This is a genomic window from Phormidesmis priestleyi ULC007, assembly GCF_001895925.1.
In the GTDB taxonomy this organism is placed as follows: Bacteria; Cyanobacteriota; Cyanobacteriia; order Leptolyngbyales; family Leptolyngbyaceae; genus Phormidesmis_A; species Phormidesmis_A priestleyi_A.
In genome coordinates, this window is sequence record NZ_MPPI01000041.1 from 1 (window position 1) to 24,054 (window position 24,054).

20 protein-coding genes are annotated in these 24,054 nt (G+C 48.4%); 12 read left to right on the top strand and 8 right to left on the bottom strand.

The annotated features are described in order from the left end of the window. Positions 1-183: 183 nt before the first annotated feature. Both BRW63_RS29135 and BRW63_RS22305 read left to right on the top strand, forming a co-directional pair. Positions 184-369: a hypothetical protein gene (locus BRW63_RS29135; protein WP_219898687.1), complete on the top strand. Its 186-nt coding sequence runs from the start codon at positions 184-186 to the stop codon at positions 367-369. Continuing rightward, positions 354-590, top strand: a complete 237-nt coding sequence (locus tag BRW63_RS22305) for a DUF2283 domain-containing protein (protein WP_073074600.1) — start codon at positions 354-356, stop codon at positions 588-590. The genes BRW63_RS29135 and BRW63_RS22305 overlap by 16 nt, the downstream gene beginning before the upstream one ends. A 25-nt stretch (positions 591-615) precedes the next feature. Here BRW63_RS22305 and BRW63_RS22310 read toward each other — a convergent pair whose 3' ends face one another. Then, positions 616-1,971, bottom strand: a complete 1,356-nt coding sequence (locus BRW63_RS22310; RefSeq protein WP_073074601.1) for a cobyrinate a,c-diamide synthase — start codon at positions 1,969-1,971, stop codon at positions 616-618. Positions 1,972-2,051: 80 nt separating this feature from the next. On the opposite strand from BRW63_RS22310, the gene cobN reads away from it, so the two are divergent. The 5 genes from cobN (at position 2,052) to BRW63_RS22335 (ending at position 9,576) form a co-directional block, all read left to right on the top strand. Then, positions 2,052-5,771: a cobaltochelatase subunit CobN gene (cobN, locus tag BRW63_RS22315; protein WP_073074602.1), complete on the top strand. Its 3,720-nt coding sequence runs from the start codon at positions 2,052-2,054 to the stop codon at positions 5,769-5,771. Beyond that, positions 5,768-6,508: a cobalt-precorrin-6A reductase gene (locus BRW63_RS22320; RefSeq protein ID WP_073074603.1), complete on the top strand. Its 741-nt coding sequence runs from the start codon at positions 5,768-5,770 to the stop codon at positions 6,506-6,508. The genes cobN and BRW63_RS22320 overlap by 4 nt, the downstream gene beginning before the upstream one ends. 308 nt (positions 6,509-6,816) lie before the next feature. Then, positions 6,817-7,191 (top strand): hypothetical protein, encoded by a 375-nt coding sequence (locus BRW63_RS22325; RefSeq protein WP_073074604.1) that lies wholly within the window; start codon positions 6,817-6,819, stop codon positions 7,189-7,191. Between the two features lie 431 nt (positions 7,192-7,622). Beyond that, positions 7,623-8,048, top strand: a complete 426-nt coding sequence (locus tag BRW63_RS22330; protein ID WP_073074605.1) for a hypothetical protein — start codon at positions 7,623-7,625, stop codon at positions 8,046-8,048. 82 nt (positions 8,049-8,130) lie between these two features. Continuing rightward, positions 8,131-9,576: a S1C family serine protease gene (locus tag BRW63_RS22335; RefSeq protein WP_073074606.1), complete on the top strand. Its 1,446-nt coding sequence runs from the start codon at positions 8,131-8,133 to the stop codon at positions 9,574-9,576. Between the two features lie 88 nt (positions 9,577-9,664). On the opposite strand, the gene BRW63_RS22340 is transcribed toward BRW63_RS22335, so the two are convergent. The 3 genes from BRW63_RS22340 to BRW63_RS22350 form a co-directional block, all read right to left on the bottom strand. Beyond that, on the bottom strand, positions 9,665-11,371 hold the full coding sequence (locus tag BRW63_RS22340; RefSeq protein WP_073074607.1) for a ShlB/FhaC/HecB family hemolysin secretion/activation protein: 1,707 nt from the start codon (positions 11,369-11,371) through the stop codon (positions 9,665-9,667). Next, positions 11,368-15,573, bottom strand: coding sequence for a two-partner secretion domain-containing protein (locus BRW63_RS22345; RefSeq protein WP_073074608.1), 4,206 nt, complete (start codon positions 15,571-15,573; stop codon positions 11,368-11,370). Before BRW63_RS22345 ends, BRW63_RS22340 begins: the two co-directional genes overlap by 4 nt. Positions 15,574-15,718: 145 nt before the next feature. After that, entirely contained in the window at positions 15,719-17,401 is a 1,683-nt protein-coding gene (locus BRW63_RS22350) for a S8 family serine peptidase (RefSeq protein ID WP_219898686.1), read from the bottom strand. A gap of 350 nt (positions 17,402-17,751) precedes the next feature. Between BRW63_RS22350 and BRW63_RS22355 the strand changes: the two genes are divergently transcribed. Beyond that, positions 17,752-18,495 carry a DUF928 domain-containing protein gene (locus BRW63_RS22355; RefSeq protein WP_073074610.1) on the top strand — a complete coding sequence of 248 codons (744 nt, stop codon included), beginning with the start codon at positions 17,752-17,754 and terminating at the stop codon, positions 18,493-18,495. Positions 18,496-18,524: 29 nt separating this feature from the next. Here BRW63_RS22355 and BRW63_RS22360 read toward each other — a convergent pair whose 3' ends face one another. Beyond that, a complete protein-coding gene (locus BRW63_RS22360) occupies positions 18,525-21,074 on the bottom strand; it encodes a CHAT domain-containing protein (RefSeq protein ID WP_219898685.1) in 2,550 nt (849 codons plus the stop codon). On the opposite strand from BRW63_RS22360, the gene BRW63_RS29140 reads away from it, so the two are divergent. Together BRW63_RS29140 and BRW63_RS22365 are read left to right on the top strand one after the other, a co-directional pair. Then, complete coding sequence (locus BRW63_RS29140; RefSeq protein WP_219898684.1) at positions 21,063-21,209, top strand: hypothetical protein; 147 nt, start codon at positions 21,063-21,065, stop codon at positions 21,207-21,209. The genes BRW63_RS22360 and BRW63_RS29140 overlap by 12 nt on opposite strands. 93 nt (positions 21,210-21,302) lie before the next feature. Then, positions 21,303-21,971: a Uma2 family endonuclease gene (locus BRW63_RS22365; protein WP_073074612.1), complete on the top strand. Its 669-nt coding sequence runs from the start codon at positions 21,303-21,305 to the stop codon at positions 21,969-21,971. On the opposite strand, the gene BRW63_RS22370 is transcribed toward BRW63_RS22365, so the two are convergent. Beyond that, the gene (locus tag BRW63_RS22370; RefSeq protein ID WP_073074613.1) at positions 21,968-22,531 is read right to left on the bottom strand and encodes a Uma2 family endonuclease; all 564 of its coding nucleotides are present in this window, start codon (positions 22,529-22,531) and stop codon (positions 21,968-21,970) included. The genes BRW63_RS22365 and BRW63_RS22370 overlap by 4 nt on opposite strands. 23 nt (positions 22,532-22,554) lie before the next feature. On the opposite strand from BRW63_RS22370, the gene BRW63_RS29685 reads away from it, so the two are divergent. Continuing rightward, positions 22,555-22,677, top strand: a complete 123-nt coding sequence (locus BRW63_RS29685; RefSeq protein ID WP_262983566.1) for a hypothetical protein — start codon at positions 22,555-22,557, stop codon at positions 22,675-22,677. A gap of 250 nt (positions 22,678-22,927) precedes the next feature. Here BRW63_RS29685 and BRW63_RS22375 read toward each other — a convergent pair whose 3' ends face one another. Both BRW63_RS22375 and BRW63_RS22380 read right to left on the bottom strand, forming a co-directional pair. Beyond that, positions 22,928-23,407 carry a ribonuclease toxin HepT-like protein gene (locus BRW63_RS22375; protein ID WP_073074614.1) on the bottom strand — a complete coding sequence of 160 codons (480 nt, stop codon included), beginning with the start codon at positions 23,405-23,407 and terminating at the stop codon, positions 22,928-22,930. Continuing rightward, positions 23,404-23,778 (bottom strand): nucleotidyltransferase family protein, encoded by a 375-nt coding sequence (locus BRW63_RS22380; RefSeq protein WP_073074615.1) that lies wholly within the window; start codon positions 23,776-23,778, stop codon positions 23,404-23,406. Before BRW63_RS22380 ends, BRW63_RS22375 begins: the two co-directional genes overlap by 4 nt. On the opposite strand from BRW63_RS22380, the gene BRW63_RS27795 reads away from it, so the two are divergent. Further along, positions 23,765-24,019, top strand: a complete 255-nt coding sequence (locus BRW63_RS27795; RefSeq protein ID WP_143162104.1) for a hypothetical protein — start codon at positions 23,765-23,767, stop codon at positions 24,017-24,019. The genes BRW63_RS22380 and BRW63_RS27795 overlap by 14 nt on opposite strands. The last annotated feature ends 35 nt before the right edge of the window (positions 24,020-24,054 follow it).

Genomic DNA, 24,054 nt, shown 5'->3' on the forward strand with positions numbered 1-24,054 from the left:
AAACCTTTGCACAAGTCAAGCAGCTATTTGTGCAATTCTTGCAGTCTTACACGTTTGATTTTCCCAAGTTGCGGCGCTATGGCTGATCTTACAACTCAAATAGGACTGCTATATTGCCGAAACTCACCCCGGCACTCTACCCGACTATTTAACTGAATTAGCTCGACTCTATTCGATCCTGATTTGGTTCGTTCCAGCGATCGCGATCCCAATGCTCTTCTCTTCTCCAAATGGTTTGAGAGTATTCGCACAGGACGCTATCTTGTAGTAGTAGTGGTCAATCAAACTGACCCAGAACGCCACTGGATTATTACAACCTACACTGCGCGTAAAATCACTGGAGGGCAAGTGCTATGGCAGAAAAACTAACCGTGCGCTACGACAAAATTGGCGATATTCTCTACTTCGACACTTGCCCTCCCTATCCTGAACAAGAATCCGAGGAACTAGGTGACGAAATCATCGCCCGCCTCAACCCCACCTCTGGAGCCGTCGAAAACCTTGAAATCCTTTTCTTTTCCACTCGCTGGGATACCCTCAACTTGCTAGAACTTCCCATCAGTGCTGCTTTACAACTTGTATGCCAATAACATCGGTTGTGGATTAGAACTATTCTTAATGACCCTCAAATTGTGAACACTGGTGTAAAAATCGCTTTAGAAACTCTGGCTGTGTGCCGAAGTGCAAATGAGTATAAGACGCATGAAGTTGATAACACTGCCAACCCTCTGACTTAAGGGGAATGCTAGAGTGATAACCCTCAAGATTAAAGAGCGGTTGATCAGATTCGTGAGTCAACGTCGATCGATGAAATTCATGACCCCACACCCGATCGCCTTTATTCATCATCGGGCTGTTTTGCATCACAGTGGCTTGTCGGTAACCTAACGTTAGCTTTTTTCCCATTTTTGCTGTTGTGGGTAAAATGCCGACCATTGAGTGAGATTGTCCGGCAAAATCAATAATTTGTTCGCACAAATACATTAAGCCGCCACATTCTGCATAGGTCGGCATATTAGACTGAATCGCCGCGTCAACTGCCTGACGAGCCGATTGATTAGCCGCAAGTTCGGCTGCAAACACTTCTGGAAAACCGCCCCCAAAATAGAGTCCCCGCACTCTTTCTGGCAATGCTGAGTCTGTTAAAGGACTCCAATAAACGAGTTCTGCACCCAGTTGTTCCAACAAATCTAAGTTGTCGGCATAGTAGAAATTAAACGCAGAATCGTAGGCGATCGCAACTCGAACTTTAGAGTTCAAAACTTGGATTTTAGACTCGCTTTTCTCTAAAGGCTGACATTTCAACAAGGGCAACAACTGCGACCAATCGAAGCAGGTTTCTCCTAAGTCAGCCAAGCGATCGAGCAATGGATTTAGATTCTCAAGCTCTGCGGTGGGCACTAAACCTAAGTGGCGATCGGGAATTGTAATCTCATCTTGACGACGCAAAACGCCTAAAATTGGCAAATTCAGCGGTTCTAAAGCGGCGGTGAGCAGTTCTAAATGGCGATCGCTGCCGACTCGATTAAGAACTACGCCAGCCACATTAACGCGAGGATCAAAGCTGCGATATCCGTGAGCGATCGCGGCGATCGATCGGGCCAAACTACTGCAATTTAAAATCAGCAAAACGGGCAGATTTAAGAGTCGGGCAATGTGAGCCGTGCTGCCAAAATCATCTGACCCACTGGCTCCATCAAACAGCCCCATCACCCCTTCGATTAAAGCGTAGTCTGCGGTTTGACTGTGTTGAGCAAAACACTGCTGCACATAAGCTTCTGAAGTCAAGACAGGATCGAGGTTTCGACAAGCCCGCTTAGTGACGTGGCGATGAAACATCGGATCGATATAATCAGGCCCAACTTTAAACGACTGCACAGCTTGACTGCGACGCTGCAACGCGGACAACAAGGCTAACGTCACGGTGGTTTTGCCCACACCGCTTCTTTCTCCGGCAATAATCATCCCCATACGTCAATCAGTCTACCTGTAAGATGGAGAAGCCTTTGGGCGATCGCACTTTCTCACTATAAACGCAATCTTCAACGCTTATGCACCGTCTCGCAACGATTCCTGGAGGATGGAACCCCGCCGCAGAGGGCGTGATTTTTGTCGAACAGCAGCCTGCGCCCATCGTGGTGATTACGGCGGCTGATACTGATATTCAAACGCTGGCGGCGGCGGCAAATCAGCTACCCGATGGGTTTGCGTCGCTGAGAGTGGTCAATCTGCTGCAACTTCAACAACAACTGACGATCGACACTTACGCCGAAGATGTCTTGAGTCAGGCGGAGGTGATTATCGTTCGGGTGATTGGGGGGCGATCGTATTGGAGTTATGGGTTAGAAGTTGTCGAAGAAACGGCAAAACAAACAGGCACAAAACTGATTATCTTGCCGGGAGATGAGCGACCTGACCCTAATTTAATGAGTCATTCAACGGTTTCGTTAACCGAAGTAAATCAGGTTTGGAAATACTTTTTAGAAGGCGGCGTTGATAATTATTGCAATCTCCTTAAATTCGTTTCAACCTATTTCTTAAATCAGACTTATGCGTTTAATTCGCCTCAACCCGTTCCGCGAATTGGCATTTATGGCGGACAGCAAAAAATAGCCGAATCAAGGGTTCACTCTGGAGTCGGAATTTTATTTTATCGCGCTCATTATCTGTCTGGAAACACAGCAGTGATTGATGCCATGTGCGATGCGTTGATTAAACGAAATCTTACCCCTGTCCCGATTTTTGTATCGTCGCTAAAAGAACCTGATGTGCAAAAAGAGTTGCTGAACTATTGCGATCGCGGCATTGGGTTGCTCTTCAATACCACCAGTTTTTCGCTTGCCCGATTAGAGTCAGAAACGCCGCAAGTCGAACTTTGGGAAATGCTGAATGTTCCTGTGTTTCAGGTGATTTTTAGTGGCGGAACTCAAGAGCAATGGACATCAGGTTTTCAGGGCTTATCGCCTAAAGATATAGCGATGAATGTTGCTTTACCAGAAGTGGATGGGAGAATTATTACGAGAGCCGTTTCGTTTAAAGCAGTTCAAACTCAAAACCCATTATTGCAAACTGATGTTGTTGGTTATGAGCCTGTTTTATCCCGAATTGAGTTTGTTTCAGAGTTAGCGGCTAATTGGATCAAGCTGCGTCAAACTCCACCAAACGATCGTAAAGTTGCGCTAATTTTGGCAAATTATCCGACTCGTGACGGGCGATTAGCAAATGGTGTTGGTTTAGACACTCCTGCAAGCTGCATCGAGATTCTCAAAGCATTAAAACTGGCTGGATATCATGTAGAAAATATTCCAGAAAGTGACAAAGAATTGATTAAATTACTAACCACTGGAGTCACCAATGATCCTGAAGGTTGGACGTTGAGAAATGTTCGGCAATCTCTGACAGTAGAAGACTATCAATCTCAGTTTGACCAGTTGCCGATCGCAGTTCAAAAAGGCATTCAAACTCGATGGGGTTTGCCTGAAGAAATCACGGCATTTCCGATTCCAGGAATTCAGCTCGGCAATGTATTTGTGGGTGTGCAGCCTGCGCGAGGCTACGATCGTGACCCTTCTCTCAACTATCACGCGCCCGATTTAGAACCGCCGCACAATTATCTAGCGTTTTATCACTGGATTCGGTCTCAGTTTGGAGCCAACGCGATCGTTCACGTCGGCAAGCACGGCAACTTAGAATGGCTTCCTGGAAAAAGCGTGGCGCTCTCTGAGGAGTGCTATCCCGAAGCGGTTTTTGGGGCGATGCCTCATTTATATCCCTTCATTGTCAACGATCCGGGCGAAGGGGCACAGGCAAAACGCCGCACTCAAGCCGTGATCATCGACCACTTAACGCCACCGATGACGCGGGCTGAACTCTATGGCAATTTGCACCAAGTCGAAGGATTAATCGACGAATATTATGAGGCGCAAACCTTAGATCCATCGCGATTGAAATTGATTAGCGATCGGCTTTCTCAACTGATCATTCAAGAAAATCTCCATCAAGATTTAGGCATCGAAAATTTGGCGTTAAATGAGTCGAGTCTAGCAAGTTTTCTCAAGACGGCAGATGGCTATCTCTGTGAGCTAAAAGAATCTCAGATTCGCGATGGTTTGCACATTTTGGGGCAGTGTCCTCAAAATCGACAATTAAGAGATTTGATCGTCGCGATCGCTCGCAACCCCAGCGCTAATCGATTAGGTTTAACCCGCGCGATCGCTCAAGATTGGCAACTAGAATTAGATCCGCTCACTGCTGATTTAGGTGAGTTGGTTCACGAGAAAAACTATTCCAAAATCGATCACTGTCGAATTATTGGCGACGTTGTAGAAGTCATTGAAGAGTTTGCCGCAGATCTGATCACTCAACTGATACAGAGTGATGAATTTTCAGATATTGGAGCAGAGACGATTCGAGAATTAGACTGGATTCGCGATCGCCTACTTCCAGCGTTGCAAAAAACGGATCAAGAGATTCTCAATCTTCTCAAAGGACTCAACGGACAGTATGTGCCAAGCGGCGCATCTGGGGCACCGACTCGCGGCAGACCCGAAGTGTTGCCCACCGGACGCAATTTTTACTCAGTGGATATTCGCGCCATCCCCACCGAAACCGCGTGGGAGATTGGCAGAAAAGCCGCCGAAGCATTAGTCGAGCGATACACCCAGGAGAACGGCGACTATCCCAAAACATTAGGCTTATCGGTTTGGGGCACCTCAACCATGCGAACGGGTGGAGACGACATTGCAGAAGCGTTAGCTTTATTAGGAGTCAAACCCTTGTGGGATGGTGTCTCTCGTCGAGTCGTCGATTTTGAGATTTTGCCCCTCTCAGCGATCGGTCGTCCGCGTGTCGATGTGACGCTACGAATCTCTGGTTTCTTTCGCGATGCTTTTCCCAATCTGATTGATTTATTTGATAGTGCAGTTACAGCCGTTGCACAACTCGATGAATCTGATGATGAAAATCCGTTATCAGCTCAAGCAACGCAAGAACAAACGTATTGGGAATCGCAAGGATTAACATCAGAAGACGCAAAAGCGCGATCGCTCTATCGCATTTTTGGCTCAAAACCCAGCGCTTATGGAGCCGGATTGCAAGGCGTAATTGAGTCACAAAACTGGACAGATGAGAATGACTTAGCGCAAGCCTATATTAACTGGAGTGCCTACGCCTACACCCGCAAATCAAACGGGACATCAGCCCCCGAAGCGTTTAATCAACGCCTCAACACGATGCAAATTGTCCTGCAAAATCAAGATAACCGAGAACATGATTTACTCGACTCTGATGATTATTATCAATTTCAGGGAGGGTTGACAGCCGCCGTTAAATCGATCTCTGGCAAACAGCCCGACGTTTATTTCGGTGATAATTCGCGTCCTGATCAGCCTAAAGTTCGTCAGCTATCAGAAGAAATCAGCCGCGTGTATCGCGCTAGAGTCGTTAATCCCAAATGGATTGCGGGTATGATGCGGCACGGCTATAAAGGTGCTTTTGAAATGGCAGCGACGATCGACTATCTATTCGCCTACGATGCGACAACAAACTGTGTTCAAGATTTTATGTATCAGGGCATTGCGGAAACCTATTTATTTGATCCCTCGGTGCAGGAATTTATTCAGGAAAATAACCCCTGGGCAATGCGAGACATGTCAGAGCGATTATTAGAAGCACATCAGCGTGGATTATGGGAAAATGCATCAAAAGAAACGCTAAACCGATTGCAAAACTTATCACTTGAGGCAGAAGGAATTATCGAAAATCAGCTATGAAACGAGTCCTAATTCTGGGCGGAACAGGTGACGCTGCTGCACTCGCGGCTAAAGCGTCTCAGATTCCTGACGTTGAAATTATCACATCACTCGCCGGACGCACTCAAAACCCAACGGAGATCGCCGGGTCAGTTCGAGTCGGCGGATTTGGCGGCGCAACTGGCTTAAGCGACTACTTGCGCGATCGCAAAATCGACTACCTGATCGATGCGACTCATCCCTTCGCGGCTCAAATTTCTCACAACGCCGCGATCGCCACCCGTGACGTGAGCATTCCTCACCTGATGCTCGTCCGCCCTGCGTGGGAAAAGATGCCTGACGATCGCTGGATTGAAGTCGAGAGTGTTGAAGCGGCAGCCCTTGCCCTCGAACAGACTGCCAAACGTGTGTTTCTGACGATCGGGCGACAACAACTCGCGCCTTTTGCACGATTGCATGATGTTTGGTTTTTGATGCGATCGATTGATCCACCATCACCTGGTACAGCCATTCCCAATGGAATCACAGTCCTCGATCGTGCGCCCTTTACGATCGCACAAGAAAAACAACTGATGCTCGATCACACCATTGATACGATCGTCAGCAAAAACAGTGGTGGCAATGCAACCTACGCAAAAATTGTTGCTGCGCGAGAATTAGAGATTCCGATCGTCATGGTGCAGCGATCGCCCACTCCACCCGTTGAGCAAGTTGCCGATGTCGAGGGTGCGATCGGTTGGTTGCTCGATCGTCTTTAGATGAGAGGGAATAGATCTAAGGCTTCTGTACTCGACTTCGTTACAAGTATTGGAGTGTTGTTCAAAGTTGCTCGTTGAGTGTTCATTCGGTAGACTTCCTGCATAAATACTCCGCCCTCACCCTAGCTCTCTCCCCAAGGAGAGGGAACAAGAGAGTTCTGGCTCCCTTGAGGAGAAGGATTGACGAGGGCTTCGCCCCACTTCGTGAGGAGGGCTATCCGGATTTATGCAGGAGGTCTATTCATTTCAAGTAATCGAATCCAAAAATAGTTAATATTTATACAACATCAGCGTAATTGATTAAGACAATGGGCGTTCAGCTATTTCCAGCATTACAGGACTATGACAAATATCATTTCTGGGAACCTTCGCTGCGCCAAGTTGATTGGAAGTCAGTGCCGCACCACCTTGAAGAACTCGATACTCTAGCTGCAAAATTAGGGATTGAGTCGCTCTATCGTTTTATAAACACAACTCGCGATGATACTCCGTTTGACGACGAAACGATGGATGGATTTGAGAGTGATGGCGAGTTGATTGATGAGGCTTGGTATTACCAGGGACAAATGTTGTGGAGTGTAGAGCTAAAGTGGTTCGATCCAGGTCAAGGTTTAATTACAGTGCGTCATCTAATCAGTTATTTGCATTCTGTTCAAGGTGAATTGGAAATAAATCAGCTCTAGATCAGGATGAGAATGAGATTGGGGAAGATGATTATGCAGGAGTGGTTTATGAGTTGGAAGAAATGGAAAAAATCTTGAGTCAGGCGCAGCGAGAAAATAAGTCGTTTAGGTTATGTATATCAGGTTGAATCCGTCTCCCCATTTTCTACATGAGCGGCATTGCTGTTTTGTGCAACCAGTCTGCCATTTTTTGTCAAGCAAGTTGGTAGAAAAGGTCTGTAATTCTCCTCAATGGATGCCCTACTCTTAAATCAAGCGAACAAGCAACAGATAAACGCTCAGACACAGACTACTGATTGCTTGTAGCTCTCAAAGTTTATTTCTAATTCAATTCTCGATTCATCCCAAGCTGGTATTAGCAACTGCGGATTATTCTGTCGCGCTGATGCCGTGCAGCCTGAATTACTTCAACACCCAAGGAGTTATATCTCATGGCACTGCAACCTGTTTCTCAGAAAAAATCTCGATCGGTTCAACTAGCAGTCTCTGGATTTCTAGTCATTCAAGCCACGATCGTCACCACAACAATCAGTACTTTTGTTTCAACAAGTTCGGGCTGGATGTCGGCAAGCGCTCAGGAAACACAACCCTCTGTTCCTGTGCCTGGAACGGTCAGCACCTCTGCTGCTGATTTAAGACCCACCCTTGCGGCTTTCGGGTCAACTCTAAAGGTTGATTGCTTGTTGGCAGAAGAAATGGGAGTACGACTGGAACACTGTAGTAGCTTTGGCCCCACAACGCCGATTACTCTCAATCCAGAGTCTCTCAAAAAAGTCGAAGACGCAATTAATGAGGGTAGGACTCGTTTGCTGCCACCAAGCAATGGGATGGTTCACATTCCGCTGATGCAGTGGTAGATCTGCAAATTTTCCGCTAGATAACTAACTGTCCAATCTTGCTTTCTATTGCTAATTTTTTCCAACTTACAGGAGTACTATCATGACACTGCAATTCTTTCCTCGATCGTCTAAGCTGGTTCGCTTTGCAATTACTGGGCTGATGGCAACTCAAGCGGCGATCGCGACTACGGTCATCAGCGAATTCACTCTCACGACACCCGGTATTGATTCAACTCGCGCAGCTCTGGCAAAAAGTGAGCGTCTGTCTGGACAAGATATCTATCGCAAAGCTGCACCCGCAGTTGTGTATATAGAAACTGAGCAAGGCACAGGTAGTGGTGTCATCATTGATGCAAATGGCTTGATTGTGACGAATGCACATGTTGTAGAAGGCGCACAACAGGTAGCAGTCGAACTGGCGGACGGGCGCAAGTTTATGGCCCAGGTAGTCTCACAGGGAACACCTGGTTGCGTAGATCTGGCGGTGTTAAAAATTCAAGCAACTAAGCTACCAACCATAAATTTTGCGGCAGCGAGTTCCGTAGAGAAAGGACAGGAGGTTTTTGCAATCGGTTACCCGAAAGGTACGAAACCCTCTTCGATTACGCGAGGTGGTGTCAGTAATGTCTCTATTGATCAAGGCAGGATTGACACGGATGTAACGCTGAACCCTGGTAACTCTGGCGGAGCGCTACTCAACGATCGTGGGGAACTTTTGGGCATCAATACGGGCGGACGTAGGGATGCGACAGGAATGAACTTTGCAATCGCAGCGAACAAAGTGCAGGCATTGGTGCAAGCATTAAAGCAAGGTTTGTCTCCTATTCTTGGACAGTACGTGAGTCTTACCACGTCATCGAGTCATGATTTAGCAGCAAAACTATTGCTCAATGGTGCAGTGAACAACGGCACTCTTCAGAAAAGCGACAATTTAATGTGTGGTGATAAGAGCCGAGCCGACCTCTACACCTTTAAGGGTGATGCTGATCAACCTGTCAAGATTAGTATGACCAGTTCGCAAATCGGCTCCTATTTGGTACTGCTAGGACCGAATGGGGAAGTCGTGGCTGAACGTCAGAGTAAAGAGCGCGGTGGCACGGCGACAATGTTGGCGAAATTACCAGTAGCCGGAACCTACACCGTGATCGCCAACGCATTACATCCAGAGCAGCTTGGAGCTTATCAACTGCAAGCAACCGTTCCTTTGCTTTTTGAGCAAGGACGCTTAACTCGCACCAGTCCCCAATTGCAAGATGGCTCCCCTTACAGTAGCTATCGATTTACAGGGCAGGCAAACCAAACTATCGCGCTTACCTTATACCAGTTCGACTTCGACCCGTACCTGATTCTGCTGGATTCTGAGGGCAAGAAGGTTGTTGAAGGAAAAGCTGATCGCCAGTCTAAGGTTGACATCAAACTTCCTCGAAATGGCTCTTACACGCTGATTGTCAGCACGGTAAATCCGAACGATCGAGGTCGATTTTTGCTCTCCATCCAACCGTCCGAGGAAACCGCATCACCTAATGCAGTCTCTCAGAATCGCTAAGTCTAACAATTGAATGAAATGGCGGGGCAGTCCTTTATAGCTGCCCTGTTTGCGTTAACTGAGCCAGCATTCACCCACAGGAACTAAATTAGAAGGGTTGGTAGCGCAGGGAGAAATAAATGCCGCTGTCCTGCAATGAATTACCCGACTGGTCGATCGACACCAGTGGAATGCCATAGTCTACGCGCACATCAAAGCCTGGACTGATTAGCCAGCGCAATCCTACACCAAGACTAGCGATCGTTTGTGGGTCAGGATTGACCCCACGATTATTCCAGCCACTACCCACTTCAACAAAAGGCGTGAGTTGTAGAATACTCGGATTGTTCGTCAGGGGAATCCGCAGTTCTAGCGAACCCACTACGCCATTATCGGATACAAGTTGGTTTTGTCGATAGCCGCGCACTGTATCAACTCCACCCAGGCTAAAGCGCTCTAAAGATAGCAGAGAGTCAGGGGTTAGTTGCGCCGCGAGTCGGCTAATCAACACTACTCTGGGAGACACCTGCTGCACCCACTGAAACTGCCCCAGCCACGAGAAAAAGCGCCCATCAGTGCCAATATCGTTAATCGTGGCATCAAAGGCATTGATGCCAAAACTGAACTGCGATCGCGCTGCTAAAACACGAGTGCTGCCGCGATTTGTCCAATCTTGAAAAAAGCGAATGACTGTGACCTTCGACTCGCCGTTGTCCGGCCCTTCGGAAAACGAGAATGGAATATCATCTAAAATAAAGGTCTGACTGCGCCGCAGATCGAGTCCGACACCCAGGGCGAACTCACTGCGAGGCGATCGCTGCACAGGTTGACGAACACTAAAAGAAAGGGTACGAGTTTTACTGCGAATCCCCAGGTCTTGAAACGGTTCTTCAATAATCTCGCTGGCGTTGTTGCCATAGCTGATGCTGGCAGTGCCATTGAGGGAATTGAAAGGCACCGTGTAGCTAAAATTGTAGAGGTCGAGCGCTTCGGTTCTACTATAGTTGGCGGTGAGACGATCGCCGAAACCCAGCAGATTGTCGTGAGAGGCGAAGACACTGCCAGACACTTCGCCGATGCTGGGAGATTGATCATTCGCGATCGCAACCCCTGCATGAAACGGCGGTGCTTCTCGCAAGCTGACGCGCAATCGATTGCGACCGGGGGCAGTGCCTGCTGTCAGTTCTGCATTGACTTGAGCAATGAGTGGATCAAGCTGCAACAGTTGCAGAGCTTCTTCAAGCGGTCGGCGATTGAGAGGGGGTTTGGTTGCCCGCTCTAAGCGACTCCGCACGTAGCGATCGCGTAACCGAGTTAAGCCACTAATCTCAATCTGCTCCAGTTCACCTTCAACAACTTTAATCCGAACAATGCCTTGATCTAATGCCTGATTGTTCAGCAAAAATGCGCCGGAGGTAATGTAACCTGCATCGGTATAGAGTTGAGTAATCTTGGCGCGGAGGTTTAGGATATCTTCAAATGTTGCCTTTTTGCCCTCATACTGTTTTACCAGAGCAGTAATCTCGCGCTGCAAAACCGTGTTCCCAGAAACTTCTACTTTTTTGATGAAAAATTGCTCTCCCTGGGACACTGATGGCTCAGGCGGGGATGGCGTAGCGGGAATGGTTAAGCGCGGTGGCGGAGTAGAGGTAGGTGGCGGCAGGGGACTAGGCGACTCGGACGGGGTTGGAATGGTTTGCTCAAGCCGTTGGGGGGCGTTGGGCGGAATTGTCACACCCGCAGGCGGTGGGGATTGGGCTGTGGCGATCGCCGCCCCATTAAAAAAGAGCGCCAGTGTGAACACGATCGTCTTCATTGCTCACACTCCCGACTCATAACCAGTTTCCCGTTGGCTAATCGGTAAACGCCTTGAGGTTCAACGATCGGGTCGCCGATTTTCCAGGGGTGATCGGTTTGGCTTTGGGGTTGGGGGAGCGATCGGACTTCCCCAGTTGGAAATGATGAGGGTGGTGGATCGCCGGGACGGATGGGTAAGCCGCCGGAGCCTGTTATGAGAAAGGTGCCATTTGAGGTGCGATCGCGACTGCGGACAATGCAGCTATTGGCAAGCAGCGTAGAGGGATCGACTAGATTGTCTGACAGTTGGGTGAGGCTATTTTGAATGAAGGTGGTGTCGGGGATAGTGATGATGCCAGAAACCGTGCCGCTGGCGTTGACATCGACCCGGTTGTTGCCATCTAATGTGCGCGGATCAGTACCAGGAGGAGCCGGACGATAGTTCTGCCCGAAGAAAGCGGCTGTATTAAGAGTGATGTTGCCACCCTTGCCATCACGGGCAAATGACAGGATGTCGCTGTCATTGAAGGCGAGGATGGAGTCAGCAGTCAGAGTGATGTTGCCCCCACCGCCTGCACCACTATTAACAAAGGTGGTGATGTCGCTGTTGCCTTTCAGTCGAATGTCTTTGGCTGTAATCTCGATCGCTCCCCCGGAAGATTGAGCAGCGCTAGTTGAGATTGTTCCATCGTTAGCTTGTAAGGGTCCCCGGACATTCAGAAAGATATTACCTGCATTGCCGCTTTGGCTCGTAAACAGTCCACTGCTTTGGCTTGTGATCAGCCCACCATTCGTCAAAGTGATCGAATTTGCTTGAATTCCTATATTCCCTGCATTTCCTAAAGCCATAGTTCTAGCAGAAACTTCTGCACCATCTTTGACAATTAACTGATCTGTACGAATTGCTATATTGCCTGCATTTGTGAGACTTGTTGCCTCAGCCGAAAGATTACTCGCGATCGTCAACTGCCCTAGCCCAAACGGATCATTGGCTAGCGATGTAAATCCTTGTCCGCTAATGACGATAGAATCTGTAGCCGTCACATTCAAATCGCCTCCTCGTCCTCCCAAAACTGAGGAGGTTGCTACAGTGGCACCATCACGAATGATTAAGCGCTTCGTTGTCAAATTTAATTGACCTGCATCGCCAGTTGAGAGCAAAGAACTACTTATTAACCCACTCGGCGCGTCACTGACCTCGATCAGGTCGGCTTTAACATTCAATATACCTGCCTGCCCACCCTGCTGTACGCGAAATTCATCGTTGTCTCTTGAAGTACTAGTCGAGACCTCCGCGCCACCGCGAATTGATAATTGTCCAGTATTAATAGTCAAGTTACCAGCATTCCCAATTCCATTTGTTTTTGCTGATAAACTACTGATGTTTCCTTCAGTGTTCTTCCCTATAACCTCGACAGTTTCCGGCGCATTGATAATTAAGTCACCAGCACGTCCTGCAAAGTTGTAGGTGTTGGTTGATACTCTAGCACCATCGCGAATACTCAAGCGCCCAGTCGTGATCGTTAATTTTCCGCCCAATGCTGGCTCAACACCGCCTGGAACCTCAAGAAGCCTTCCGGTTTCAGCAACTATGCTACTGCGAAAAACATCACCCTCTGCATTCTTCAAACTGCCGCTCACTTCTACAAATTGAGGCGCATTGATAGTTACGTTTCCACCGCGTCCCTGCCCTGATATTGCAAAGGTTGAGGCAGAAATAGTGCCTCCGTCTTGAACACGAAGTCGATTAGTCGTAACCGAGATGTCGCCAGCATCTCCACCACCATATGTTCCGGTAAACAGACCACTGGGTGCCCCACTTCTGTATAAGCCTGTTACTTTGACTGATTCGCTGGTGTTGACTGTTAAAGTTCCCCCTCGCCCTGTACCAAAGGAGCCAGCCGTAATTTGTCCACCACCTTCAAGCAAAACATTATTTGCTTTAATCGTGACATTACCACCTGATCCGGAACCTCCCTGAACCTGAGATTGAATAGCGCCTTGATCGCGAACAATCAGATTTCCGTTGTCAACTATCACACTGACATTGCCAGCCGCACCTGAATTATAGGTATCGGATGAAATTTTACTGTATATGTTTGAGTTACTTGGCACACTTCCACTGACTTCAACTAGCTCCGAGGCGTGAATGTTTACACTTCCTCCATTTCCTTTACCGTCCGGAAGCAAGTCAGCACCTGCATTTGCCCTAATCTGTGCTCCGTCTAGAACACTGATTCGTCTGGCATCGATCGTAATATTTCCAGCCTTACTATCTCCAGTTGTATCTGCTCCAATATCTCCGCCTGTAAACCGCCTACCATTTATTGTGAGATCATTCCCGATAAGTGATAGTTCTCCAGTTTTGATGTCGATGTTGCCAGCATTTCCTGAAGATCCAGGGAATACAAAAGTTCCAATGTTTCCCCCATCATTACGAACTGAGTCATTCATCTGAATGAAAATATTACCTGCGTTTTGGTTGCCTTGGGTAGGATTTGTGATCTGTGAAAACGAATACATCAGCAGGCGATCGCCCTGAATTCGGATATCGCCTCCACCTTGTGTGATCACAGAAGCAAAAAGATCAAGCGAAATTTCCTTTGCATCTAGATTGATATCGCCACTTCTGCCAGTGCTAGTAGAAGAGAGGAGGGAAGCAGCAGGATCAAGCGAAATACTCTCACCCGCTGTCAGTTTAATACTCCCTGCGTTGCCAAAGTCAGAAGAAGAGTCTATTGAAGCTCCTTCTCTTAGAAAAATTATGCCTCGTGAGTCAATAACAACTGAACTACCATTTCCTCCAAAGCCCTGTGCATCAATTCCTTGCACAGGCGAAGCAATTCCTGCTCTAGTTACTCCTCTTCCGGTGATGACAACACCTGCACTTGACAGCAATGTGTTCGGCTGATATTGATTCGTTAGAAAGACTAATCCATTGGGTGGAATGATATTGACTTGCCCTAAAACGATTCCTGAATCAAAAGGCTCAGAATCGAAATCTCCACCACCAGGAAAAGTTCCAGACCCAATGATAGCTATTCCTCCTGGAATAGTGACACCTGATAAATCAATACCTGCTCGGATATCTAAGGTCGGGCGCGCAGTACCATCGATTGGCAATACCGTTCCATCCGATAAATTAACATTCTCTATGAGTGCCGTCGAATTAGTATCTGCACCTGTGATTTCGATCGTTCCTGGAATATACACAAATCCGCCAGCCAGAATATGCAGCGAAGCTCCAATATAGTTATTGAGAAATAGGTTTCCAGCTACGAGGATGATTGGATCGTTAGGACTATACAAATTACCTAAACCGCCATCTATCTTCTCAATGCGGAAATTGCCACCACTGTAGTAATGAGCATCTCCCCCAACTTGATTAGCCGATCGCAGCACCATATCCCCACCCGAAAACACCCCGCTATCAGGATGATTCAGCGCAAAAATATCCACAGATCGATCGCCCTGCACCAACAACTGCCCACTCGCCGCCGCAATAAATGGATTGGTAACACTATCCCGAATGCGAAGCGTATCTTGAGCGTGTAGCGTTAAATTGCCGCCCGATCGTACCTGTCCCTGCAACTCTAAATTGTCAGCCGATAGTGTTAGATCGCGTCCCGCAGTTAAGTTTCCAGAGTTCTGAATTGTTCTCGGTTGCTGCACCTGTTGATCAAAAAACAACGCTCCCGGCGCAATCGCCAGCAAATTACTGCTCTCTGGTTGTGTCGCACTAAAAAAGCCCTGGTTTCCCAGAGCGATCGCGTTAGCCGTTGTTGCCGTAAACGAACCTGTGACATCTAAACTGGCATTGGAACCAAACACAATGCCATTCGGGTTGAGCAAAAACAGATTGGCATTACCTAACACACCGAGTCTACCTAAGATTTCAGAGCGACTGTTGCCCGTTACGCGGCTCAAAATATTCTCAACGCCTGCTGGATTTGCGAAATATGCGCCTCGCCCCTCGCCAATGTTGAACTGCTGGAAACTATGGAAGAGATTGCTGCCGCGAATCGCACCGCCATCAATGCGATCGCTAGGCAACCCTCGAATCACCGTATTGGGCGTAACGATCGAGCTTTCAGCACCCAGAGAGGCATCTGGTACGATTTCCCCAACCGCGTGATCGTTCACGCCGATAGCGATCGTGCCCAGCACACCTAACCAACCCATTAAACCAAGCCAACATCGAGCGATCGCATACGTCTTCATGGCAGGAGCAGTTAAAATTTTCTACGAAAACTTTTCTGCAAAGATAAAAATTACAGATTAATCTACCATTAGAGATTCAGACTGCCAAGTATCACTTAACACTTCGTTAATTTTGAATTCCGCTCGTCTCAACCTTCAAAATCGCCTATGCGGCCCCAGCAGCGATCGCCAGCGCCCGTCGCACAGCCGTATCTGCATTCACAAATCCGTTGCCATACACCAAATCTCGACCCGTCGCTCCTAAATCATAGGCAGTTTGAGACAGAATTGATTGCACCTGATTTGCGCTCAGGTAAGGATTGGCACTCCAAACCAGCGAAGCAACCCCCGCCACGTTGGGTGTCGCTGCCGAGGTGCCATTAAACTCAGAGTCAAAATCAAAACTCACATCGTAAGTGGAATCGATCGCACGAGTTGACAGCACTTCAGACGGGCCCATCAGTGTCAGTCCCACCCCATAGTTAGACCCCCACCAGCCTGGATAAGAAATTCGAGAACCGGGAGCTTTAGGAATGCCATTTTTGTCCTCAGTGCCCCAAGATGCACCGACCGCAATCACGTTCGCATAGCGGCTTGCTAAAGACGCAGGATTAGAAATGCCATACTGTCCGTCATTCCCGGCGGCGATCACAAACAGCGCGTTGGATTGGTTTTGGGCAACCAGTTGTTCAAAATCAGGCTCAATGTCTCCACCCCCCAGACTCATGTTAATCACAAGCCGTTGCCCCTGGCTGTTAGCGTAATCGATCAGCACTTTGGTTGCTTGGGCAAGCGAAAGATCGCCAGGATTGTTGTCTAGCACGTCCAGATTTGCGACGGTCGAATTCCAATTGATGCCGCTGATGCCGATGCCATTGTTAGAGGCAGCAGCAATCACACCCTGCACTTCAGTTCCGTGGGAGGTTGATTGAATCCTCTGTTCACCTGGAACATTGCGGAAAAAGTCATCCTTAGAGTTGTCCCCATAGAGAAGAGTATTGTCGCTGCGGAGGTCGGAATGAATGTTGCCAGCCGCCGTCATACCCAAGCCCGTGTCTTCAATCCCAATCATCACGTTAGTTGACCCGGTCGTGAACCGCCACGCATTCTGAACGCCCATCATGTGCAGGTTCCACTGTTGACTAAATCCTGGATCGTTGGGAGTAACAGAGAGACTTAGCGTTGTGTCAGCAAAGCTAATTTGGTCGATTCCTTCAAACAAAATCTGACTGCCGTTGCTGAAATTAAGCGTATCAAACACTCGTGTGCCATTGCCAGGGTTAAACAGAATGCCACCACGGGTCGCCGTTGCCAAATTGAAATCGACACTACTTGACAAAACTCCAGATAAATCGATGACATCCCGTCCACCTCTGCCAAACTCAACGTTGCCATTGCCAGAAAACACGTTGTATTGAATTCCTGAAAGCACCGTGAAGGTATCGGCTCCCAGTGTTCCACCTACTAGTTGAATCTTCGGTTGAGTCGTTTGAGCGATCGTTGAATCGATCGCGTCTCTCGTCGCAAATAACCCTGGCGTTGCTGGCTGATTAAACGTGCCAGTTGCTAACCCCGTCAACTCATCCTGATAGTTCCAGGCGAACTGATCCAGACCGAAGAAATCTGTCGTCGTCTGCATTATATCGGTTGAGGTCAGCCGATTGGTATCGCTAATGGTGTCAATACTTCGGTCATCTAGTGCAATCAAACTGCTGCTGGTGCGAGGCGAAAAATTAAAGGGATCTTGCAAGCCATTGGTTTGTGTTGCGATCGAGGTAAGGGCTGCTGAATGGGTGAAGTTAGACCGATCGGTTAAAGCCGTGCAGGTCGAGCCGTCAAATCTGTTCATAATTGTTACCCCATTAACGCTGTTGACTCCCATAGTAGGAAAATGCGTTGATAGATCCATGAACGCTTTGTGCCAATCTGATTGCAGTATTTTGACAAGTTGATGGCACGATCGAGCAGCTAAATTTGCCGAAAACTGCGATCGAGCCAACTCCAAAAAACACTATCCAAAGAAACACTGAAGATTTGACGATCGATCGGCAACAATTGTTAAGCTATTCGACAAAGGAAATTGCCAGCTTGGGTGACTCGGTTTGCAGAATCCTGCATCAATTTTGACCCTTAACGGTCTCGTCAGGTCGATCGTTTCTCAGTAGTCTAGAAGTAATTTATCTCCCCCAACAAACCGATATGACTCTGCATTCACACCCTAAAACTCTAAAATTCCTGTTCAGTTGCAATTTGATTGTCTGCCTCACGATCTCTTCTGTCGCTTTTGCTGCTTACACGCCCAAAAATCCTTCTCGACCTTCGACTGCGACTGGCACCACGGGTGTGAGAACAGCCTGTGGCGAAGCGGCAAAAGGGATGCTGACTGCCCTGGCACCCCTAGGGCATGTAGGGCAAACGATCGCAACACACCCAACGTTTGCTTGGTATATACCCGACACTCGGTCATATCCGATCAGGTTTAGCCTCTACAGCTATGGCAGCAATGGAAAGCCTATTCTGCAGCATCGGAATCTGTTAGAAAGAGCAGAAGACACTAAGGGCATCCGGATATATACGTTACCGAAAGACCAGACTAGTTTAATTGCCGGACAGAAGTATCTTTGGCAAGTGGAGATCTTGTGTGCTTTCAATGACCCTTCTAAAAACAAAATGGCGGTGGCAGAAGTTGAGGTTGTAGCGATGCCAACCCTGTTGCAGTCGTCTTTAGCAAGAACCTCCGACCGCACGAAACGAGCCAATTTGTATGCTGAATCTGGCTTCTGGTACGATGCTCTCGCTGAAGCGTTAGAAGACGATAAAGCGAAGCTGTCCAGCATCGCGCTATTGAAGGACTTGATCAAACTAGAAGCACCGAATTCTTTAGAAGCGGTACAGAAGCAGAGCGATCGACTCAAGCAAGTGATAGAGCTTGAACAGCAGTAGAGGCTCAGTTTGATGGCGCAAACGGTTGCTCATTGCCAATTTCCGACGAGCACAAACGGAGACCAATAGGCAGGATGCGAGAACTGCGGGTTTTTCAACGATTTCTCAATCAACGCTTTTTGGGCTAGTTGAAGCGCTTGAGCTTTAGTGAGGTTGGCATCGCGCAGATTGGCATAAAACTCTGTAGCCACTTCTGCTGTTGCAGCATCGTCGATTGACCATAGGGAAGCGAGTGCACTCCGTGCCCCAGCCTGAATGGCTACGCCAGCAAGCCCTAAAGACGAGCGATCGTCTCCCACGGCTGTTTCGCAAGCAGTCAGAGTCAACAGTTCTAGCGGTTCGCGATTACGCGTTGTGCCTCGAATCACGTGATCGAGTTCGTTCAGCGTCAATTTTTGACTGTTGCCCGTCACAATAAACGTATCGTCTGGATCGGTGCCAAACTTGCCATGCGTCGCTAAATGAATCATGGGATAGACTGTCTGACTCAGTTCTTTTTGCATCCCAATGGAAGTGAACGCTTCATCGAGCAATTGTTTACTGCCAGGAATCTTGCCTTCAACGCCTGCGAGTTCTGTGCGGACATTGGGTAATGCCGGAAACGTTTGATTATCGACGATCGCTTCCTTGGTTAAGCCGAGGGCAAGGACTCGCAAATGGCTGCGATTAAAAGGCTTGGTATCGGTCAAACTGAGGCTAGGCGTAGTGGCAATGGCATATTGCTGAATCAGAAATTGTCTGCCATCATGCAAGGCTGCCATTGGTATGCTGCGTAAAATACCATCTTGCACAAATACTAACGTTTTGATTTGCGCCTGCTCTAGGTCATCAGCGAAAGGGCGAATCAGCCAATTGTAAACTTGCTGTGCGGGTTGGGGATTATAGCCCTCGAAGTCCCCGTAGCTTTGCAGCCCTCGACGGAAGACGTTGATTTGGTCAATTAAATCTTGTCGCTTGATGTTGTATAAAGCAAACTTCTTCTGACCATCTGGCAGGCTGAGAATGATTGCTGTTTGATTCTCCAAAATAACTGTATTGATCACAGCAGCAGAACGATCGCTCACTGCATCTTGGCTACCAGAATTTAGGGCAACAACCACACAATCATTGCCAAAATAGTTTTGCAGTTCCGCCAGTTTGAGCGAGTCGATCGTGCCTAAAATCGCTTTAAAGTTCTGGTTACTTTTAGTCGAATTGTTGGCTTTTGTTTGAATTGAAACGGGTGTCTCCTGCTGTAATTTGAGAGACACCAATTCGCGGTAAATCGGCTCGATCGTTTCGCGGAAATCGAACTGAAGATCTCGGTTTGCTGACAAGATATCGCTGCGGATCGTTTCTAGAGTAGCGATCGATCGTTGATAGGCAGCGATCGCTTCCGCATTACGTCCCTGTGCTTTCAAAATGCGTCCAGTCTGCCACTCCCAAAGAAACAGACTATCTTTTGCCTTCAGGTCTTGATCGGCGGCAAGTCGAGCCTGCTGCGTTAGCTGGAGTGCTTGCGCCATGTCTCCGCGACAGGTTTGGAGGTGTCCCAATTCTCCTAGCGCAAACGATTCGGCGCGGCGATCTTGTAGTCGTTGAGCAGTTGTCACCGCCTGCCGAAGGAGTGATTCAGCCTGGGGCAACAGATTTGATTGCAGACAGTCAATACGAGAAAGGGGTTGCTCGATCGTTACTGGCTGCTGTAATCGAGCTAAATCAATTGCGGCATACACGCGATCGCGTCTGTCGGGCAATTGGGTGAGCAGAGCCGTTGCTTGTTGAAGAACAGTTGTTGCTGATGCGTTGGCGCTAGTGCGGTAGTAGGCAGGAATCGCACTGATCAGCGATCGCAGTTCACTCGCTAAGTTCTTTTGACTCTGAGCGAGTTCCAAACTTTCTTGGAGATATTGCAGTGCCTGACTGTCATCCTTCAATCCAATTTGTTTAAATCTCTGAGCTTCGGGTTCGTCGCTACGCTGGTTAGCAGACTCAGCACGACGATAGCTAACCTGTGCGAGACTGCTGTAGGCGTTACCCAAATTGTTGAGGGCAGCCATCCGATAAGCAGGATTGGTTGTCAACTTCAAGCCTGACTGAAGCAGCACGATCGCCGTTTGGTAATCACCCCGCAGTCGATAGGCATCTCCCAAACTGCCTAATGCAGCCGCCTCTCCGGTGTTGTCAGTTACAGTACGGGCAAGTTGCAGGGCACTCTCCGGCAAGCAAGATAGATTGTTGCTGATCTGAAGTCGGTTAGACTCTTGTCCACACAGCAGCGCGATCGCTTTTCTCGATTGTCCTAAGCTGCTGTAGACTTGTGCTTGCTCAGTCAGGCTGCGTTCTAAAAACTGGAGGTTTCGGGTCTGACGATAATGGTTAGTGACTTGCTCCCACTGAGCGATCGCGGCATCGCTTTGCCCAAGTTGTTGCTGTGCCCGCGCTAAGTTTTCTCGGATGATCACAGCATTCGTCGGATTATTTTGATCCGTTTTTAGAGCCGTTTGCCAGAGTTCAATGGCGGTTTTATAATCGCCTGCCTGATAGAGATCGACTCCCTGCTGCACGAGTTGCGCGAGACTAACAGATTGAGCCGTCACGACACGACTCAGGCAAAAACACAGAACTACACTGCTAATAAACAATCCGAGCAGGTGAAAAACACGGGGGCGAGTGAGCATTGGGACTCCACGATCGCAGGGCTAAATTTATTTGTTGAGCAGATTGTAACCTGAATTTTCAGTTCACTCTAGTGCTAATAACAACTTGTAAAAGATTGGATACAGAAAGAACGCTGTAGAATATGACTAACGACTTGAAGATAAGCTATGACGACGGAACGACTAATCAAGCTACCTCCCCTGGAAAGCGGCGATCGCCTTACCCGCACTGAATTTGAGCGTCGTTACGCTGCTATGCCTGACCCCAAAAAAGTAGAATTGATTGAAGGAGTCGTTTACGTGGCATCCCCATTACGCGCCAAAGCACACGGCAAACCCCACGGCGACATCATGGGTTGGCTCTGGACTTATAAAACAGCGACTCCGGGCGTGGAACTCTACGATAATCCTACCGTTCGTCTGGATGCCGATAACGAACCTCAGCCCGATGCCGTCTTGCGTTTAGAACAGGGCGGACAATCTCGGATTAGCGAGGACGATTATATTGAAGGCGCACCCGAACTGATCGTCGAAGTTGCTGCCAGTAGCGCTTCCTACGATCTGCACGACAAGCTTCGAGTTTATCGGCGCAACGGTGTGCAGGAATATATTGTTTGGCGCACCTACAGTCAGCAGATTGATTGGTTTTATCTCAAAGCTGGAGAATACAAATCTTTAGCCGCCAATGCATTGGGTATCTTCCGCAGCCAGCGATTTCCGGGCTTGTGGTTGGCAGGCGATCGCCTCTTGTCAGGCGACATGGCAGCGGTGCTACAAGCTCTTCAGCAAGGAATTGCCAGCCCTGAACACCAGACGTTTGTAGAGGCTCTGCACTAGCGGAAAAACTCGGCAACCGCGCAGCTAAAACCTGGAAGAATAGGAGAGGTCAGCGTATCTTGGGGAAACAGCGTAGAGACGAGCCGCAAGAAAGCATCCTGACGACGATAAACTTCTAATTGCTGCGTGCGCCAGTCGAGAATCCAATACTCTTGTACTCCGCGTTCTGCATAAAGCTTTAGTTTGGTTTCGCGATCGCGGCGCTCATTTTGCGTCCCTGGAGATAGCACCTCAACGATCAGTTCTGGAGCAATGGTGAAATGACCTTCCTGATCGACTCCCGCCGCTAGTCGATCGTGACTAATCCAGACCACATCTGGAATCACATTGTCCGCATCATCAAAAATGACACCGGGTGTCGCTACCGTTTCCCCCAATTGACTTGCTTCCGCCCAAGTATCCAAAATTCTGGAAGCTTTGACGATCGCTTTCTGATGTTTCCAGTGAGGAGCGCGAGTCATGAGCAAATGTCCATCAATAATTTCGTAGCGACTGCTGCTCTCTGGCAGTAACTTTAAGTCCTCGGTTGTCCAATAAACCCGATCGGAGGCTGAAGTCATGGGGCGCAATGGAGGTGCAGTGGATGTTGCTTCTATGGTACTCGATCGCTCAATCCTCCACAGACCTCAAGAAAATCCTGCCGATTTCAGTTTTTGCAGAGATCATCCTTCACAATACTCCGGTAGTGGTCTGGACGTGTTGTTAAATTCTATAGAAAGCCTACCTAGTAAAACATCTGGTTCATCCAGCAACATCTCTGAAACATCACCCGACTCTCGAACAGCAGCATTACAACTCTTTCTTTGCTAACCTCTGGCGGCAATATTGACATCGCGGCTAAGTCTATTCGTCTTTCAAGTAGTCGAACCCCAAGGCATCTATCGGCTCTCCAACGGCAAGCTCGTCATGAGTCGCGAGTGTCCTTGATTACGGGCAAGAATGAATGGCGGATGGATTCACTCAACATCAACTTGCTCTAGAAAATCACAAAAACGGTGTAGATCTCTGGCAAGACTGGCATAACAGTGGGGTAAAGCATTCACCAATTCCCGCAATCGACCTGGCTCTAAATTGAACGTGTAGATGTTCCTGACCACATGGCGAAACCCTCGGTAAATATCTAGGCAATTGCGCGTGTCGCGATCGATCACCGCGGGGCGGCGCTCCAAAATCTCGGATGCCATCTGGATCAACAAGGCCCGATGCCAATCTGCACGGCTGGGAATTGAGCCATCAATTTCTCTGGCAATTTCCTCAAACAATCGTTCAGCACCTGCATAAAATCCGTGCAGGTTAAGGGCTACACCATCTAGATAGTCCTCATCGTTTTGCTGTTGGGCTTTTGCCAGCAAATGTTGTGTGCGGGTCACCACTTGCTCAATATCAACTAGTTCGGTGCGAATCCGAGCTGCCAAAATTGTTCCAGGGATGCTCATAGCACAACACTCTCGTGTTCAATAGCAGCTCGAATTTTGGGTTTAGCGCGTTCCACTTCCACTAGGTCAATAGGAAGGCTGGGATCTAAATCCAGCAAGCGGGACACGGCTTGATAATAAAGGTCTTGATCCAAACCCCAAACGGCGATATCTAGATCAGAGCGTTCGTGTACCCGATCGCGGGAGAGCATCGAACCAAAAATGGCAACCTGTTGTGCCCCAAATTGCTGCTTCAGAATTTGAGCCGCTTGTCTCGCCACCTCCCAAGCCCGTTGGTGCTTTGATCGCAATTGCTGTACCCGCTCTTGGGCAAGCCGCTGTGCCGTTGCCCGATAGACAGCCATTTGTGCTTCGGTAATGGGTTTGAGCATAGTTCTCAGTAATGGCGCGATCGTGCCATTGCTCCAGCATAGTTCTGCCAAACTCCATTGTACGTCCAGTCGATCACAAGTTAACACCGAGTATGAATACTTACGCCAGGGTGAGATGCTCCCTCGCAATCTGAAATGGCTAAATTTAGAGGACGATCGCCCATTCTACTGGTACGATAGCGGCAATTCACCACGCAGAGGAGGCGATCGCGCAGGAGTAGCAATTGCGGTTGAAATTTAAGGTGTGAGTGTTGACGGTGAGATGTCCCCAGCGAC

Bases quoted from the DNA above. Each gene is read 5' to 3' on its own strand.
- BRW63_RS22350 (WP_219898686.1), bottom strand. From the start codon at position 17,401: ATGAACAGATTTGACGGCTCGACCTGCACGGCTTTAACCGATCGGTCT.
- BRW63_RS22335 (WP_073074606.1), top strand. From the start codon at position 8,131: ATGACACTGCAATTCTTTCCTCGATCGTCTAAGCTGGTTCGCTTTGCA.
- BRW63_RS22370 (WP_073074613.1), bottom strand. From the start codon at position 22,531: ATGACTTCAGCCTCCGATCGGGTTTATTGGACAACCGAGGACTTAAAG.
- BRW63_RS22330 (WP_073074605.1), top strand. From the start codon at position 7,623: ATGGCACTGCAACCTGTTTCTCAGAAAAAATCTCGATCGGTTCAACTA.
- BRW63_RS22340 (WP_073074607.1), bottom strand. From the start codon at position 11,371: ATGAAGACGATCGTGTTCACACTGGCGCTCTTTTTTAATGGGGCGGCG.
- BRW63_RS22325 (WP_073074604.1), top strand. From the start codon at position 6,817: ATGGGCGTTCAGCTATTTCCAGCATTACAGGACTATGACAAATATCAT.
- BRW63_RS22365 (WP_073074612.1), top strand. From the start codon at position 21,303: ATGACGACGGAACGACTAATCAAGCTACCTCCCCTGGAAAGCGGCGAT.
- BRW63_RS22320 (WP_073074603.1), top strand. From the start codon at position 5,768: ATGAAACGAGTCCTAATTCTGGGCGGAACAGGTGACGCTGCTGCACTC.
- BRW63_RS22375 (WP_073074614.1), bottom strand. From the start codon at position 23,407: ATGAGCATCCCTGGAACAATTTTGGCAGCTCGGATTCGCACCGAACTA.
- BRW63_RS22310 (WP_073074601.1), bottom strand. From the start codon at position 1,971: ATGGGGATGATTATTGCCGGAGAAAGAAGCGGTGTGGGCAAAACCACC.
- cobN (WP_073074602.1), top strand. From the start codon at position 2,052: ATGCACCGTCTCGCAACGATTCCTGGAGGATGGAACCCCGCCGCAGAG.
- BRW63_RS29685 (WP_262983566.1), top strand. From the start codon at position 22,555: ATGTTGCTTCTATGGTACTCGATCGCTCAATCCTCCACAGACCTCAAG.
- BRW63_RS22305 (WP_073074600.1), top strand. From the start codon at position 354: ATGGCAGAAAAACTAACCGTGCGCTACGACAAAATTGGCGATATTCTC.
- BRW63_RS27795 (WP_143162104.1), top strand. From the start codon at position 23,765: ATGGGTTTGAGCATAGTTCTCAGTAATGGCGCGATCGTGCCATTGCTC.
- BRW63_RS22380 (WP_073074615.1), bottom strand. From the start codon at position 23,778: ATGCTCAAACCCATTACCGAAGCACAAATGGCTGTCTATCGGGCAACG.
- BRW63_RS22345 (WP_073074608.1), bottom strand. From the start codon at position 15,573: ATGAAGACGTATGCGATCGCTCGATGTTGGCTTGGTTTAATGGGTTGG.
- BRW63_RS22355 (WP_073074610.1), top strand. From the start codon at position 17,752: ATGACTCTGCATTCACACCCTAAAACTCTAAAATTCCTGTTCAGTTGC.